Annotated in this window: 16 protein-coding genes and 5 tRNA genes; all 21 read left to right on the top strand. The window is 41.6% G+C overall.

The window, feature by feature from the left end; translation table 11 throughout:
* The first annotated feature begins 7 nt into the window (after positions 1 to 7).
* The 21 genes from GUA46_RS12330 to rpoB all read left to right on the top strand — a co-directional run bounded on the left by GUA46_RS12330 (position 8) and on the right by rpoB (position 16,053).
* A complete protein-coding gene (locus GUA46_RS12330) occupies positions 8 to 235 on the top strand; it encodes a PspC domain-containing protein (protein WP_100817497.1) in 228 nt (75 codons plus the stop codon).
* A gap of 2 nt (positions 236 to 237) precedes the next feature.
* Positions 238 to 1,245 (top strand): potassium channel family protein, encoded by a 1,008-nt coding sequence (locus tag GUA46_RS12325; RefSeq protein ID WP_108247128.1) that lies wholly within the window; start codon positions 238 to 240, stop codon positions 1,243 to 1,245.
* Between the two features lie 85 nt (positions 1,246 to 1,330).
* The gene (locus GUA46_RS12320; protein WP_176620761.1) at positions 1,331 to 3,394 is read left to right on the top strand and encodes an amino acid carrier protein; all 2,064 of its coding nucleotides are present in this window, start codon (positions 1,331 to 1,333) and stop codon (positions 3,392 to 3,394) included.
* Between the two features lie 18 nt (positions 3,395 to 3,412).
* Positions 3,413 to 4,267: a ComEA family DNA-binding protein gene (locus GUA46_RS12315; RefSeq protein WP_176620760.1), complete on the top strand. Its 855-nt coding sequence runs from the start codon at positions 3,413 to 3,415 to the stop codon at positions 4,265 to 4,267.
* A 10-nt stretch (positions 4,268 to 4,277) separates the two neighbouring features.
* On the top strand, positions 4,278 to 5,444 hold the full coding sequence (locus tag GUA46_RS12310; protein ID WP_176620759.1) for an acyl-CoA dehydrogenase family protein: 1,167 nt from the start codon (positions 4,278 to 4,280) through the stop codon (positions 5,442 to 5,444).
* 94 nt (positions 5,445 to 5,538) lie between these two features.
* Positions 5,539 to 5,733: a 30S ribosomal protein S21 gene (rpsU, locus tag GUA46_RS12305; protein ID WP_090299076.1), complete on the top strand. Its 195-nt coding sequence runs from the start codon at positions 5,539 to 5,541 to the stop codon at positions 5,731 to 5,733.
* 97 nt (positions 5,734 to 5,830) lie between these two features.
* Positions 5,831 to 6,721 (top strand): tyrosine-type recombinase/integrase, encoded by an 891-nt coding sequence (locus tag GUA46_RS12300; protein ID WP_176620758.1) that lies wholly within the window; start codon positions 5,831 to 5,833, stop codon positions 6,719 to 6,721.
* Positions 6,722 to 6,774: 53 nt separating this feature from the next.
* Positions 6,775 to 7,077 (top strand): ribosome hibernation-promoting factor, HPF/YfiA family, encoded by a 303-nt coding sequence (hpf, locus tag GUA46_RS12295; RefSeq protein WP_108247123.1) that lies wholly within the window; start codon positions 6,775 to 6,777, stop codon positions 7,075 to 7,077.
* A gap of 101 nt (positions 7,078 to 7,178) precedes the next feature.
* A tRNA-Thr gene (locus tag GUA46_RS12290) sits at positions 7,179 to 7,252 on the top strand.
* A 22-nt stretch (positions 7,253 to 7,274) separates the two neighbouring features.
* Positions 7,275 to 7,357 (top strand) — tRNA-Tyr (locus GUA46_RS12285).
* 80 nt (positions 7,358 to 7,437) lie between these two features.
* Positions 7,438 to 7,513 (top strand) — tRNA-Gly (locus tag GUA46_RS12280).
* 93 nt (positions 7,514 to 7,606) lie between these two features.
* A tRNA-Thr gene (locus GUA46_RS12275) sits at positions 7,607 to 7,678 on the top strand.
* A gap of 48 nt (positions 7,679 to 7,726) precedes the next feature.
* Complete coding sequence (tuf, locus tag GUA46_RS12270) at positions 7,727 to 8,914, top strand: elongation factor Tu (protein WP_108247122.1); 1,188 nt, start codon at positions 7,727 to 7,729, stop codon at positions 8,912 to 8,914.
* 72 nt (positions 8,915 to 8,986) lie between these two features.
* Positions 8,987 to 9,059 (top strand) — tRNA-Trp (locus GUA46_RS12265).
* Positions 9,060 to 9,080: 21 nt separating this feature from the next.
* Positions 9,081 to 9,269 carry a preprotein translocase subunit SecE gene (gene secE, locus GUA46_RS12260; RefSeq protein WP_108247121.1) on the top strand — a complete coding sequence of 63 codons (189 nt, stop codon included), beginning with the start codon at positions 9,081 to 9,083 and terminating at the stop codon, positions 9,267 to 9,269.
* Positions 9,270 to 9,281: 12 nt separating this feature from the next.
* On the top strand, positions 9,282 to 9,833 hold the full coding sequence (gene nusG, locus GUA46_RS12255) for a transcription termination/antitermination protein NusG (RefSeq protein WP_108247120.1): 552 nt from the start codon (positions 9,282 to 9,284) through the stop codon (positions 9,831 to 9,833).
* Positions 9,834 to 9,986: 153 nt separating this feature from the next.
* Complete coding sequence (gene rplK / locus GUA46_RS12250; protein ID WP_108247119.1) at positions 9,987 to 10,424, top strand: 50S ribosomal protein L11; 438 nt, start codon at positions 9,987 to 9,989, stop codon at positions 10,422 to 10,424.
* A 20-nt stretch (positions 10,425 to 10,444) separates the two neighbouring features.
* Positions 10,445 to 11,137 (top strand): 50S ribosomal protein L1, encoded by a 693-nt coding sequence (rplA, locus tag GUA46_RS12245; protein ID WP_108247118.1) that lies wholly within the window; start codon positions 10,445 to 10,447, stop codon positions 11,135 to 11,137.
* A 24-nt stretch (positions 11,138 to 11,161) separates the two neighbouring features.
* Positions 11,162 to 11,680 (top strand): 50S ribosomal protein L10, encoded by a 519-nt coding sequence (gene rplJ / locus GUA46_RS12240; protein ID WP_108247117.1) that lies wholly within the window; start codon positions 11,162 to 11,164, stop codon positions 11,678 to 11,680.
* A 55-nt stretch (positions 11,681 to 11,735) separates the two neighbouring features.
* A complete protein-coding gene (rplL, locus tag GUA46_RS12235; protein WP_108247116.1) occupies positions 11,736 to 12,116 on the top strand; it encodes a 50S ribosomal protein L7/L12 in 381 nt (126 codons plus the stop codon).
* A gap of 127 nt (positions 12,117 to 12,243) precedes the next feature.
* Positions 12,244 to 16,053, top strand: a complete 3,810-nt coding sequence (gene rpoB / locus GUA46_RS12230; RefSeq protein ID WP_176620757.1) for a DNA-directed RNA polymerase subunit beta — start codon at positions 12,244 to 12,246, stop codon at positions 16,051 to 16,053.
* Positions 16,054 to 16,069: the final 16 nt, after the last annotated feature.

Raw genomic sequence — 16,069 nt, 5'->3', positions numbered from 1 at the left:
TTTGGCTATGTCTTTGTTCTATAACACCCTTTATTACTTTCAAAAAAGAGGCTTTGAGGTTTGTGGCCGAATTGCGGAGCGGTTGGGCATACGGGCACGGGTGGTGCGTACCAGCTTTATTTATTTAACCTTTGTTACCTTGGGTTTTGGCTTTGCGCTATACCTATTTATAGCCTTTTGGCTCCGGATTAAAGACTTGATTTATACCAAAAGAACATCCGTATTTGATTTGTAGACATGATTAGACTGATGCGCTCCAAAATAGTATTGGCCCTATCCTTAATGGTGGTGGTGTTGCTGTTCGGGGTGGTCGGTTACAAAATGCTGTCCGACTTTACTTGGATAGAGGCTATTTATATGACCATTATCACCGTAACCACTGTTGGTTTTTCGGAGGTGAGGCCGTTGGATGCCAACGCAAAGATTTTTACCGTATTTTTAATTGTTACCAGTGTATTTATCTTTGGTTTTGCCATTTCGGTGGTTACCGAGTACATTTTGGGAAGAAACTCACTGGAACTGCTAAAAAAGAAAAGAGTGAAGAAACAGATAGATGACCTAACAAACCATGTTGTGGTCTGTGGCTTCGGCAGGAACGGCATGCAGGCCGCAGAAAAATTGATAGCTTACAATAAACCTTTTGTGGTTATCGAGAAAGACAAAGAGATCATTGAGCGCCATGAAGAGGAGATTTTATTTGTAGAGGGCGATGCCAATGAGGATGATGTACTACTGCAAGCTGGAATAGATAGAGCGCAGTATTTGATCACTGCTGTTCCGGACGACTCGGCCAACCTGTTTATTGTGCTTTCCGCACGCCAACTCAATAAGAACCTATTTATTATAAGTAGGGCTTCGCAAATCACTTCCGTGAAAAAATTGGAATTTGCGGGGGCCAATAAGGTCATTATGCCCGATAAGATAGGGGGGGACCATATGGCCTCTTTGGTGGTAATGCCCGATTTGATCACATTTCTAGATCAGCTTTCCATAGAAGGGGAGCATACTACAAACCTGGAAGAGGTGAGTATAGAGGATTTTACCAATCAAATGGACTGTCATTCCCTTCGCGATTTAGATCTTCGAAGAAAGACAGGCTGTACAATAATAGGTTACATTGACCCCAACGGAACCTACGTAATTAACCCTGAGGCCGACTTGGTCTTGCAACCAAAAAGTAAGGTGATTGTATTGGGAAGACCTGAGCAAATACGGAAATTAAATCAAATGTTTCAGATTGGTTAGTTAAAAAAACTTAAAATTTGATAGCGTTGATTTTTTTTTGGATATTGTTGCCTTTATCATACCAAAAACTAACTAATCTCAATATATGAAGTATTTTCTTTTTCTATTGTCTTTTTGTGCATTGACCACTGGTTTTTCACAGGAATTGACTGTAGTAGGTAAGACCTACAATGTTTCCAATAATATTAATGATGGAGCCATAGAGCTTGAAGTTGATGGGGGGACGGAGCCCTACACCTACAAGTGGAGCAATCAGGAAACACCACTTACATCCAAATCTGCAAAGGGATTGGTGGAAGGTATACCTTATAGTGTAACGGTAACCGATGCAGCAGGTAATTCCGTTACCAAAGAATTTAAGGTAGAGACAGAATCGATAACAGAAGTTTTTAATGGAACCATGACCCCGGCAGTAAGTGCATTGGGGTCTGTTCTTTTTTGGGACCCTTTTGCCGCCATCGGGATCTACGATCCGGTCGCCTATGCCGATGTAAAGTTGATAGGCATACCCGATTGGAGCAACGAGACCCAAGATAAGTTCATCTTAAAACAGTGGCTCAAGGGAGATAAGGCCAGTGTTAAGGCAGGTGAAGATATCGCTGTCATCACCAGTGATAAGCGCGGTGATATTACAATTAAATCTTCTGCAAAAGGTAAATTGCAGCACAAGGTCAAAGAAGGAAATGTAATTTATAACTCTGAAAACCAAGAACATGTAATTGAGCAGGGAGCTCATTATTTTGCCGAGGTGGAATATGATGAACCTATTGCAATGATTCATCCCAATGGTGACCCTATAATAAAAGGTATACCATTTATTGTAATCTGGTTGGTATTGGGCGCACTGTTCTTTACGATTAGAATGGGCTTCATCAACATTCGTGGGTTTAGACATTCCATTGATTTGGCCAAAGGAAAATATGATGACCCGGATGCTCCGGGGCAAGTTACTCACTTTCAAGCATTGGCCACTGCAGTTTCCGGTACTGTTGGTCTTGGAAATATTGCAGGTGTTGCTGTAGCAGTATCGTTAGGAGGTGCCGGAGCTACTTTCTGGATGATAGTTTGTGGTCTTTTGGGTATGTCGTCCAAGTTTGTGGAGTGCACCCTTGGGGTAAAATATCGTGATATTCTTCCTGATGGCCGTGTGTTCGGTGGACCTATGAATTACCTCCGTTATGGTCTGGAAAAAAGAAACCTAAAAGGTTTTGGTAAAGTGTTGGCAGGTGTATTTGCCGTACTTGCCGTTGGAGCCTCATTTGGCGGTGGAAATATGTTCCAGGCCAACCAGTCCTTTGAGCAATTAGCAGGGCAGTTCCCTGTTTTGGCAGGAAATGGTTTTTGGTTTGGGGTAGTTACGGCTATATTGGTAGGTGTAGTTATCATTGGAGGTATTAGTAGTATTGCCAAAGTAACAGGTAAGATTGTGCCGATTATGGCATCCATATATATAGTGGCGGCCTTGGCGGTCATTATAATGAATATACAAAATATTGGCCCGGCATTCTCTGCCATTGTTGATGGTGCATTTAGCCCTTCAGCACTTAAGGGGGGTATTCTCGGGGTCTTGGTCATTGGTTTCCAACGTGCGGCCTTTTCGAATGAAGCTGGGGTAGGTTCTGCTGCCATTGCGCACAGTGCCGCAAAGACTAACCACCCACCATCCGAAGGTTTTGTTGCCTTGCTGGAACCGTTTATTGATACGGTAGTGGTGTGTACCCTTACTGCTTTGGTGTTGATTTTTACAGGAATGCACGAGGTAGAAGGAATGGCTGGAGCCCAGTTGACGTCCGATGCTTTTGGTAGCCAGATATCTTGGTTTCCTTACATCTTGGCCTTGGCAGTATTCCTTTTTGCATTCTCAACTATGATTTCATGGTCTTACTATGGAATGAGAGCTTGGACCTATCTTTTTGGTAAGAGCAAACGTTCGGAAATGATTTATAAAATGTTGTTTTTGGTTTTCGTGGTCGTAGGTGCTTCTGTAAGTTTGGGGGCTGTACTGGACTTTTCTGATATGATGATCTTGGCTATGTCCTTCCCGAATATCATTGGACTTTATATTATGTCCGGTGAGGTACGTAAAGATTTGGATGGATACTTGTCAAAATTGAAAGCTGGACAGCTCTTTAAAAAATTGAAGGGCTAAAAGCAGCATCTTTATAATATGAAAAGACAATCCCACTTCAGGTTCAACAAACAGGAACGAAGTGGGATTTTCTTTTTGTTGTTGATAGTGGTCGTGCTTCAGTGTGGGTATTACTATGTGAAGGCAAATCCATCCAATTTAAAAAGTGATTTTGCCCTCAATGCTGTCGAGCAAACCAAGATAGACAGTCTTAAAAAGGAGCGATTTGATAAGTCCCAAAAAATATATCCCTTCAATCCAAATTATTTAACCGATTATAAGGGGTATCAATTAGGGTTATCTTCAGTCGAGCTTGATAGGTTGTTTGCATTTAGGGAAAAAGGAAAATATGTTAATTCAGACAAGGAGTTTCAATCGGTTACGCAAGTATCAGACTCATTGTTGAATGTAATCTCGCCCTACTTTCAATTTCCCGATTGGGCTGGAAAAAGTCAGACGGTAAAAAGGACAACTTCACACCCTGCGAACGAAACCAATATCAAAGACTTGAATACTGCTACCGTTGAGGAATTGAGACAAGTATACGGCATTGGAGCAACTCTGTCAGAAAGAATCATAAAGTTTAGAGACAGGCTGGGCGGCTTTTTGGTGAACGAACAATTGTATGATGTTTACGGGCTTGAACCAAACGTAGTGGATAAAGCGTTGCTCAAGTTCCAAGTGGTTGAAATACCTGTGGTAGCTAAAATAAATGTGAATACCGCCAATGCAAAAGAGTTGTCCCGATTGGTCTACATAAATAGTTCGTTGGCATCCAACATTGTGGAATATAGAGATAAAAATGGTTTATTTGCATCTTTACAGGAATTGAGTCAAGTGGACGGGTTTCCTACAGAAAAGCTAGATAGAATAGCTTTATATTTGTCTTTATAAAATAGGTGCTATGAACGAAATGTACTTCACGGAAGAGCATAACTTATTCCGCGAAAGTTTGAAGGATTTTTTACAGAAAGAAGTTGTTCCCCATATTGAGGAATGGGAAGAATCCGGTAAAATCGATAAATCCATATGGCCCAAGTTCGGTGAAATGGGCTTTTTTGGATTGATGACTCCCGAAGCATATTCTGGTCTAGGTCTGGACCTTTTTTACACAGTAATTTTTCTGGAAGAATTGCAAAAGATTAATTCGGGAGGTTTTGCTGCCGCCATGTGGGCGCACCAGTACCTTGCGATGACCTATTTGAACAAATTAGCCAATGATGAGCAGAAAAAAGCTTATCTGGAACCAAGTGTGCTTGGTAACAAAATTGGCTGTTTAGGAGTGTCAGAGCCCTTTGGGGGTAGTGATGTGGCCGCTATGCGTACCACTGCCGAAAAGAAGGGAGATACATATATTGTAAACGGTTCCAAGACATTTATTACCAATGGTGTTTATGGGGATTACATTATATTGGCGGCCAAAACGGATAAGGATGCAGGTCATAAGGGTATCAGTATGTTCGTGGTGGATAGGTATGCGAAGGGTGTTACCGCCAGTAAACTGAATAAGTTGGGTTGGCGAGCTTCGGATACAGCAGAGCTGGCCTTTGATAATGTTGAGGTCCCTGCATCCAATTTGTTGGGTGTGGAGAACGAGGGCTTTGGGTATATTATGGAAGCCTTTGCTTTAGAGCGCTTGGTGATGGGTATAAATGCCCATGCACGTGCGGAGTATGCCTTGGATTATGCGTTGCAATATATGTCCGAACGAGAGGCGTTTGGTAGGAGCATTGACCAATTTCAGGCATTGCGCCACCGATTGGTGGACCTGTATTCAGATATGTTGGTTTGCAAGCAGTTCAATTATGCTACTGTAGCACAAATGGAAAAAGGGGTCTATGTGGTTAAGGAAGCTACAATTTCCAAATTAAAATCCACTAAAATGGCCGATGAGGTCATTTATAACTGTTTGCAGTTTTTGGGCGGCTATGGATATATAGAAGACTATCCCATGGCACGCTTGATGCGTGATAGTAGATTGGGGCCGATTGGCGGGGGGACCTCCGAGATATTAAAGGAAATTTTGGCGAAGATCATTGTGGATAAGAAGGAGTACAAAAAGCGCTCATAACAGCCTTTTTCAAAAAAATAAAATATTTCTTTACCCATTGAATATCATTTGTATATTTGCAGACCAAAATTTTAAAGAAAGGAGGTTGTAGCCCATGTTAATTATACCAGTAAAAGAAGGAGAAAACATCGATAGAGCTTTAAAGCGTTTCAAACGTAAGTTCGACAGAACAGGTACTATGCGTCAGTTAAGATCAAGACAGCAGTTCACCAAGCCTTCTGTAGAGCGTAGAGCGCAAATTCAAAAAGCACAGTACATTCAAGGTCTTAGGGACCAAGAAGAAGTATAGGCTATCGCTTTTACAAAATATATCAATCCCGTTCCAATATTGGAACGGGATTTTTCGTTTTATACCTAGGTGCATCCTAAATTGCTACCTTTGGTATATGTCCGTTTCAGCTTTTATATCCTATTTAAGGTTGGAGAAGAACTACTCCGAACATACCATAAAGGCATATCAAAAGGATATTGAATCCTTTGCTCAATTCTGCAAAGAACATCATGAGGAAGACGATATTATAGGAATCTCCTATCCAATGATCAGAAATTGGATAGTTGAGCTATCCGACCAGGGTGTATCCAACAGGTCCATCAATAGAAAAATATCTTCTCTGCAGGCCTATTATAAATTTTTATTGAAGATTGGTGATATATCTGTTTCACCTTTGGTAAAGCACAGGGCGCTCAAAACAAGCAAAAAAGTAGAGGTGCCTTTTTCCGAGAATGAAATGGAGGTGATTCTATCTGAAATTCCATTTGCCGATGATTTTGAGGGCGAACGGGACAAATTGATCATAGAATTATTGTACACCACCGGAATGCGCAGAGCGGAATTGGTAAACTTGAAAATCAATGATGTCGACTTTTCATCACAGGTTATCAAAGTGCTGGGCAAGCGGAACAAGGAGCGCGTCATTCCCATAATACCATCTGCCATAGAGCAAATCAAAAACTATTTGTCCAAGCGTTCGGAGCTTGAAAATGTGACGGATTCTTCTTTCCTAATATTAACAAAAGAAGGTCTTAAAATTTATGAAACACTTGTTTATCGAACCATAAATAAGTATTTTAGTTTAGTGTCCCCTAAGGTGAAAAAGAGCCCCCACATATTAAGGCACACCTTTGCAACACACTTGCTGAACAGGGGAGCGGATTTAAATTCCGTAAAGGAATTGCTGGGTCATTCCAGTTTGGCATCAACACAAGTGTATACGCACAATAGTATTGCCGAACTGAAAAAAGTACATCAAAAGGCCCATCCAAGAAACAAGAAATAAAATTCTTGTATTGTTTAACTTCACTGTCTTTGACAGTACTAAAACTTCGTCTTATGAAAGTAAACGCACAATCGGTAAATTTTACAGCTGATGGTAAACTCATCGACTTCGTCCAAAAAAGAATGGATAAGTTGGAATTGTTTTATGACAAGGTCATCGAATCGGATGTTTATTTAAAAGTGGAAAACACAAGTGCAAAGGAGAATAAGATCGTGGAAATCATGGTGTTCGTCCCCCGTGACAAAATCATGGTGAAAAAGCAATGTAAGTCTTTTGAGGAGGCTGTGGATTCTGCCTGTAGTTCCTTGGAAAGACAGTTGGTTAAGAAGAAGGAGAAGTTAAGGGCGAATGCTTGATGAAAATTTTTCAAATTTTATTTTGAATTAAAATATAAATATATACATTTGCAGTCCGTTAGAAATAGCGGGCTTTTTTAGTGAGAAAAAAGCGGTGAAATGCCGATATAGCTCAGCTGGCTAGAGCAGCTGATTTGTAATCAGCAGGTCGTGGGTTCGAGTCCCTCTATCGGCTCGTAAGTTACTGAAAATAAGGCGGGGGGATACTCAAGCGGCCAACGAGGACAGACTGTAAATCTGTTGGTTTTTACCTTCGCAGGTTCGAATCCTGCTCCCCCCACAAAGATTGTTCGTCGGAACAATCGGGATAGAAGGTTTTTTGAAATATTGGAATCTTTGGACGAAAGTCCAGAAAAAAATGCGGGAGTAGCTCAGTTGGTAGAGCGTCAGCCTTCCAAGCTGAATGTCGCCGGTTCGAACCCGGTCTCCCGCTCCATATAAACTTGAATCTTTTAGATGCAAGTAGAAAAGGTTGAAGTTTTGACGAGCTAAGCTTGTAACTTTAAACTCTAAACCTGATAACCCATAGGCCGGTGTAGCTCAGGGGTAGAGCGTTTCCTTGGTAAGGAAGAGGTCACGGGTTCAATTCCCGTCATTGGCTCAAAACGATTTGTACACTAATATAAACTAAGATTAAAATTATTTTAAAATGGCAAAGGAAACTTTTGATCGTTCCAAACCCCACTTAAATATTGGTACCATTGGACACGTGGATCACGGTAAAACAACATTGACTGCTGCTATTACCACTGTATTGGCGAACGCTGGTTTGTCTGAGCTTAGAAGCTTTGACTCCATCGATAACGCGCCAGAAGAAAAAGAGAGAGGTATTACTATCAACACTTCGCACGTTGAGTACCAAACTGCTAACCGTCACTACGCTCACGTTGACTGTCCTGGTCACGCGGATTACGTAAAGAACATGGTTACAGGTGCTGCTCAGATGGACGGTGCTATTTTGGTGGTTGCTGCAACTGATGGTCCTATGCCACAGACTCGTGAGCACATCCTTTTGGGTCGTCAGGTAGGTATTCCACGTATTGTTGTTTTCTTGAACAAAGTTGACATGGTGGATGATGAGGAGCTATTGGAGCTTGTTGAAATGGAAGTAAGAGAATTGCTTTCTTTCTACGAGTACGATGGTGACAACGGACCTGTAATCTCTGGTTCTGCACTTGGTGCTTTGAACGGTGAGCAAAAATGGGTTGATACTGTAATGGAGTTGATGGAGGCTGTTGATAGCTGGATTGAGGAGCCAACTCGTGAGGTTGATAAAGACTTCCTTATGCCAATCGAAGATGTATTCACTATTACTGGTCGTGGTACTGTTGCTACTGGTCGTATTGAAACAGGTGTTGCCAACACTGGTGATGCTGTAGATATCATTGGTATGGGTGCTGAGAAATTGTCTTCTACCATTACTGGTGTTGAGATGTTCCGTAAAATTTTGGATAGAGGTGAAGCTGGAGATAACGTTGGTCTTCTTTTGAGAGGTATCGAGAAATCCGATATTAAAAGAGGTATGGTAATCTGTAAGCCAGGTTCTGTTAAACCACACGCTAAATTCAAAGCTGAGGTTTATATCTTGAAAAAAGAAGAAGGTGGACGTCACACTCCATTCCACAACAACTACCGTCCACAGTTCTACGTTCGTACAACTGACGTAACAGGTAACATTAACCTTCCTGATGGAGTTGAAATGGTAATGCCAGGTGATAACTTGACAATTACTGTGGATTTGATTCAGCCAATCGCATTGAGCGTTGGTCTACGTTTCGCTATCCGTGAAGGTGGTAGAACAGTAGGTGCTGGTCAGGTTACTGAGATTCTAGATTAATTTCAGAATATATATAAAATTGCACTCAAGGGTGTTCCGATTTATTCGGGATACCTTTCAGTGTAATTATAAACGGGTGTAGCTCAGTTGGTAGAGCACTGGTCTCCAAAACCAGGTGTCGGGAGTTCGAGTCTCTCCTCCCGTGCTAGCAAAATACTTTAAAATTATGGTCACTTACATAAAGGAATCATTTGAGGAGTTAAGGAACAACGTAACATGGTTGGAAAGAAGTAAAGCTTCTAATTTAATGGTTATTGTAGCGGTTTTTTCCATCTTGTTTGCTTTGGCGACATGGGGTGTGGATTCCTTGTTCAGTAAGCTGATCACGTTGTATTTTGAAAAATTAATAGGATAAAGGTCGGTCGATATGTCTGAGGTTCTGGAGAAGAAATGGTATGTAGTTAGAGCGGTCAGTGGTCAAGAGAACAAGATCAAGGGCTATATTGAAAGCGAGGTAGAGCGCGCCGGATTCGGTGACTACCTTGAGGAAGTTCTAGTACCTACCGAAAAAGTTGTTCAGATCAGAAACGGAAAAAAAATCAACAAAGAACGTGTTTACTTTCCGGGATATATCATGATCAAGGCCAATCTTGGTGGAGAAATGGTTCACATTATCCGTTCCATAACCAATGTAATTGGTTTCTTGGGAGAGGTTAAAGGTGGTGATCCAGTTCCGTTGAGGAAATCGGAAGTTAACCGTATGCTTGGTAAAGTAGATGAGTTGGCTGTGAATACAGATAACGTTTCCATCCCATTTGTGTTGGGTGAAACGGTAAAGGTTATCGATGGACCTTTCAATGGTTTTAATGGAACTGTTGAAAAAATCAACGAAGAAAAGCGTAAGCTGGAAGTTATGGTGAAGATTTTTGGTAGAAAAACTCCACTGGAACTAAGCTATATGCAAGTAGAAAAAGTATAATTAGATGTTAGTATCTAGATGTGGGAGTTGAGACGATTTTACCTTTCGATTTCTCAAATCTAGTATCTAAAATCTCAAGACTATAAATAGAGCTGTTACATATATAAAGCTGTGTTGCTTCCAATTGACACACTTTGAATTTAATTAGAAACAATGGCAAAAGAAGTAGATAAGGTAGTTAAATTACAAGTTAGGGGAGGTGCTGCGAACCCATCGCCACCGGTTGGACCCGCCTTAGGTGCTGCTGGTGTTAACATCATGGAGTTCTGTAAGCAGTTTAATGCTCGTACGCAGGACAAACAAGGTAAGGTATTACCTGTTGTTATCACCGTTTACAAAGACAAATCTTTCGAGTTTGTTGTAAAAACACCACCTGCGGCAGTTCAATTGATGGAAGTGGCTAAGATTAAGAAAGGATCTGGCGAACCTAACAGGGTTAAGAATGGTTCAGTAACCTGGGATCAAGTAAAAGCGATCGCCGAAGATAAAATGGTGGATCTAAATGCTTTTACCGTGGAGTCTGCAATGAGTATGGTTGCAGGTACTGCAAGATCTATGGGTCTGAAAATAGCAGGACAAAGACCTTTTTAAAATCTGAAAGCAAGTAAGAAATGGCAAGATTGACTAAAAAGCAAAAAGAGGCTCAAGCCAAGATAGATAAGAATAAACTCTATTCTTTGGAAGAAGCATCAGCTTTAGTAAAAGAAATAACCAATGTAAAATTTGATGCTTCCATTGATTTGGCGGTTCGTTTGGGTGTGGATCCAAGAAAGGCCAATCAAATGGTGCGTGGCGTTGTAACCCTTCCTCATGGAACTGGTAAGGACGTTAAAGTTTTGGCATTGGTGACTCCAGACAAAGAAGCAGAAGCTAAAGAAGCAGGTGCGGACTTTGTTGGGTTGGACGAATATTTGGATAAGATCAAAAATGGTTGGACAGATGTTGATGTTATCATCACTATGCCAAGCGTTATGGGTAAACTTGGTCCATTAGGACGAGTTTTGGGACCGAGAGGTTTGATGCCCAATCCAAAGACCGGAACAGTAACTATGGATGTGGCAAAAGCCGTTTCCGATGTTAAGGCCGGTAAAATAGACTTTAAAGTGGACAAAACAGGTATTGTGCACGCAGCTATCGGAAAAGCATCTTTCTCTGCAGATAAAATTGCAGGAAATGCTAGGGAATTGATCGACACATTGATCAAATTGAAGCCTTCCGCAGCTAAAGGTGTGTACATGAAGAGTATTTACTTGTCCAGTACTATGAGTCCTAGTGTTCAATTAGATCCAAAAGCAGTTCAATAAACTGGTAGTTCAATTTTTATAACTATGACAAGAGAAGAAAAAGCAACGGTAATAAAAGACTTGACTGCACAGTTGGCTGATAATCCAAACATTTATTTGGCGGATATATCGGGATTGAATGCCGTGGACACCTCTAACTTAAGAAGAGCGTGTTTCAAGGCGAACATTAAGCTTGCGGTCGTTAAGAACACATTGCTTGCAAAAGCAATGGAAGCTTCTGATAAGGAATTCGGTGAACTTCCTGAAGTTTTGAAAGGCAACACATCTTTGATGTTGTCCGAAACAGGAAATGCACCTGCGAAACTTATCAAGAACTTTAGAAAAAAATCAGATAAACCATTGTTGAAAGGTGCCTTTATTGAAGAGGCAGTGTATATCGGCGATAACAATCTTGATGCACTTGTTAATATCAAGTCCAAAGAAGAAGTTATCGGAGATATCATCGGATTGTTGCAATCCCCAGCCAAAAACGTTATTTCTGGACTTAAGTCTGGTGGTGGTAAATTGGCAGGTATCCTTAAGACTTTGTCTGAAAAAGAATAATTCGCGCACAATAAACTAAGTATATTTTTAAACATTTTTATTAAACGATAGAAAAATGGCAGATTTAAAAGATTTTGCAGAACAGTTGGTAAACCTTACAGTAAAAGAGGTAAATGAGTTGGCCGACATTTTAAAAGAAGAATATGGTATCGAGCCTGCTGCTGCTGCAGTAGCTGTTGCTGGCGGTGCTGCTGCTGGTGGTGATGCTGAAGCTGCTGAGGAAAAATCAGAATTTGATGTAGTACTTACTGCTGCTGGTGGATCTAAATTGGCAGTTGTTAAATTGGTGAAAGAATTGACAGGTCTTGGTCTTAAAGAGGCTAAGGATATTGTTGATAGCGCACCAAAAGCTGTTAAAGAAGGTATTTCTAAAGACGAAGCAGAAGGTATCAAAAAATCATTGGAAGAAGCTGGAGCAGAAGTTGAGCTTAAATAATCGCTTTTCCCATTAGAACTTGGTTAAGGTCTTTCCATTTTTGGTTAGACCTTAGCCTATTTATATAAGGAGTGTATAAAGCCGTACACCAACCCACTTAGTAATCACGATCAAAATTTGTCCATAGATGTTCACAAACACTATTGAAAGAGTTAATTTCGCATCCGCTAAGAACATACCGGAATACCCGGATTTCTTGGACATTCAGATAAAATCGTTCCAAGACTTTTTCCAGCTTGAAACTAAATCTGACGAAAGAGGAAACGAAGGTCTCTACAACACCTTCATGGAGAATTTTCCAATCACCGATACCAGAAATCAGTTTGTACTTGAGTTTTTGGATTACTTCATAGATCCACCAAGATACTCCATCCAAGAATGTATCGAGCGTGGACTTACCTATAGCGTACCGTTAAAGGCACGTCTAAAATTATACTGTACCGATCCAGAGCACGAAGATTTTGAAACCATTGTACAGGACGTGTATTTGGGGACCATCCCTTACATGACCCCAAGTGGTACTTTCGTTATCAACGGAGCGGAACGTGTTGTAGTATCCCAGTTGCACAGATCTCCAGGAGTTTTCTTTGGACAATCTTTCCACGCAAACGGGACAAAATTGTATTCGGCAAGGGTGATTCCTTTCAAAGGCTCCTGGATCGAATTCGCCACCGATATCAACTCGGTGATGTATGCCTACATTGATAGGAAGAAAAAATTACCGGTAACCACTTTGTTCCGTGCCATCGGCTTCGAAAGGGACAAGGACATTTTGGAAATCTTCGACCTTTCGGAAGAAGTAAAGGTTTCCAAATCCGGACTTAAAAAAGTATTGGGCCGTAAATTGGCCGCTAGGGTGTTGAACACATGGCATGAGGATTTCGTGGACGAGGATACAGGTGAAGTGGTTTCCATCGAAAGAAACGAAATTGTACTTGATCGTGATACAGTTTTGGAAAAAGAGCATATCGATGAGATCATTGATGCCGATGTGAAGACCATTTTGCTTCACAAGGAAAACAATGCGCAATCCGATTACGCCATTATCCATAACACCTTGCAAAAGGATCCTACCAACTCTGAAAAAGAAGCGGTAGAGCATATCTATAGACAGTTACGTAATGCCGAGCCACCAGATGAGGAAACGGCTCGTGGTATTATCGATAAATTGTTCTTCTCCGACCAACGTTACAACTTAGGTGAAGTAGGTCGTTACAGAATGAACAAAAAATTGGGATTGGATATCGGAATGGACAAACAAGTGTTGACCAAGGAAGATATCATTACCATTATTAAATATTTGATCGAGTTGATCAACTCCAAAGCGGAGATTGATGATATTGATCACTTGTCCAACCGTCGTGTTAGAACCGTTGGGGAACAATTGTCCCAGCAGTTCGGCGTAGGTTTGGCACGTATGGCCCGTACCATCCGTGAGCGTATGAACGTTCGTGACAACGAAGTGTTTACCCCGATAGATTTGATCAACGCAAAGACATTGTCTTCCGTGATCAACTCATTCTTCGGAACCAACCAGTTGTCCCAGTTCATGGACCAGACCAACCCGTTGGCCGAGATTACACACAAAAGAAGATTGTCCGCACTAGGGCCAGGTGGTCTTTCTCGTGAAAGAGCCGGTTTCGAGGTGCGTGACGTTCATTATACGCACTACGGAAGATTGTGTCCAATCGAGACACCTGAAGGTCCGAACATTGGTTTGATATCTTCATTGTCCGTATTTGCCAAAGTGAACAATATGGGCTTCTTGGAAACTCCTTACCGTAAAGTAGAGGATGGTAAAGTGGATACCAAAAACCACATTTACCTAAGTGCAGAGGAAGAGGAAGGAATGAAGATTGCCCAAGCCAACATTCCATTAGCGGATGACGGTACCATTGAAAGGGAAAAGGTAATTGCCCGTGAAGAAGGTGATTTCCCGGTTGTGGATCCAACGGAAGTAAAATATACCGACGTTGCACCGAACCAAATCGCTTCCATTTCCGCATCGTTGATTCCGTTCTTGGAGCACGATGATGCGAACCGTGCGTTGATGGGATCTAACATGATGCGTCAAGCAGTTCCATTGTTGCGTCCAGATTCTCCGATTGTGGGAACAGGTCTGGAAAGACAGGTAGCTACCGATTCCCGAGTATTGATTAATGCAGAGGGAGATGGAGTTGTGGAATATGTGGATGCACAGAAAATTACCATTAAGTATGATAGAACCGATGAAGAGCGATTGGTAAGCTTTGACGAGGATTCTAAAACGTACCAATTGGTGAAGTTTAGAAAAACAAACCAAGGAACCAGTATCAACTTGAAGCCTATCGTAAGAAAAGGTGACAAGGTGAAAAAAGGTCAGGTACTTTGTGAAGGATACGCTACCGAAAAAGGTGAATTGGCCTTGGGTAGAAACATGAAGGTTGCCTTTATGCCTTGGAAAGGATACAACTTTGAGGATGCGATAGTAATCTCTGAAAAAGTGGTACGCGAGGATATCTTTACCTCTATCCACGTAGATGAGTACTCTCTTGAAGTAAGGGACACCAAATTGGGTGCTGAGGAATTGACAAACGATATTCCAAACGTATCCGAAGAGGCAACCAAGGACTTGGACGAGTACGGTATGATCCGTATCGGTGCCGAAGTAAAACCTGGTGATATCTTGATCGGTAAGATTACTCCTAAAGGAGAATCCGACCCAACTCCAGAAGAAAAACTGTTGCGTGCCATCTTTGGTGATAAGGCAGGTGACGTTAAGGATGCTTCATTGAAAGCTTCACCATCCTTGAGAGGTGTTGTAATCGACAAGAAATTGTTCTCCCGTTCCATCAAGGACAAGAGAAAGCGTTCTGAAGATAAAGAGGCCATTTCAAGATTGGAGATGGACTACGAAGTGAAGTTCCAACAACTAAAAGATGAATTGATCGAGAAGTTGTTCGGATTGATCAGTGGAAAAACATCGCAAGGTGTAATCAACGATTTGGGTGAAGAAGTACTTCCAAAAGGAAAGAAATACACCATCAAAATGTTGAACGCTGTTGACGATTTCGCTCACTTGGTAGGTGGTAGCTGGACAACGGATGACGATACCAATGCATTGGTGGCCGATTTGTTGCACAACTACAAAATCAAATTGAACGATATTCAAGGTAACCTGAGAAGGGACAAGTTTACCATCTCCGTTGGGGATGAGCTTCCTGCAGGTATCATGAAGTTGGCCAAAGTTTACATCGCCAAAAAGCGTAAGCTTAAAGTAGGTGATAAAATGGCAGGTCGTCACGGTAACAAAGGTATTGTTGCCCGTATCGTTCGTCAAGAAGATATGCCGTTCTTGGAAGACGGAACCCCAGTGGATATCGTATTGAACCCACTTGGTGTACCTTCAAGGATGAACATTGGTCAGATCTACGAAACCGTATTGGGATGGGCCGGATTAAAGTTGGGTCAAAAATATGCGACTCCAATTTTTGATGGTGCCTCATTGGACGAAATCAACAAGATTACCGATGATGCAGGTGTACCAAGATTCGGACACACCTACCTATATGATGGTGGAACAGGTCAGCGTTTCGATCAACGTGCAACCGTTGGTGTCATCTACATGTTGAAACTAGGTCACATGGTAGACGATAAGATGCACGCAAGGTCTATTGGACCATACTCTTTGATCACGCAGCAACCATTGGGTGGTAAAGCTCAGTTTGGTGGTCAGCGTTTTGGAGAGATGGAAGTATGGGCATTGGAAGCCTACGGAGCATCATCTACCCTTAGGGAGATATTGACCGTTAAGTCGGATGACGTGATCGGTAGGGCCAAGACCTATGAGACCATCGTAAAAGGTGAGACCATGCCAGAACCTGGATTGCCAGAATCTTTCAACGTATTGATGCACGAACTTAAAGGTTTGGGCTTGGATATCCGTTTGGAAGAGTAGAACACTATATTACATT

Origin of the sequence: Flagellimonas chongwuensis (genome assembly GCF_013376415.1) — a bacterium.
Classification (GTDB): domain Bacteria; phylum Bacteroidota; class Bacteroidia; order Flavobacteriales; family Flavobacteriaceae; genus Flagellimonas; species Flagellimonas chongwuensis.
The sequence above is the reverse complement of the archived record's forward strand: the minus strand, read 5'-3'. Positions and strand labels throughout refer to the sequence as shown.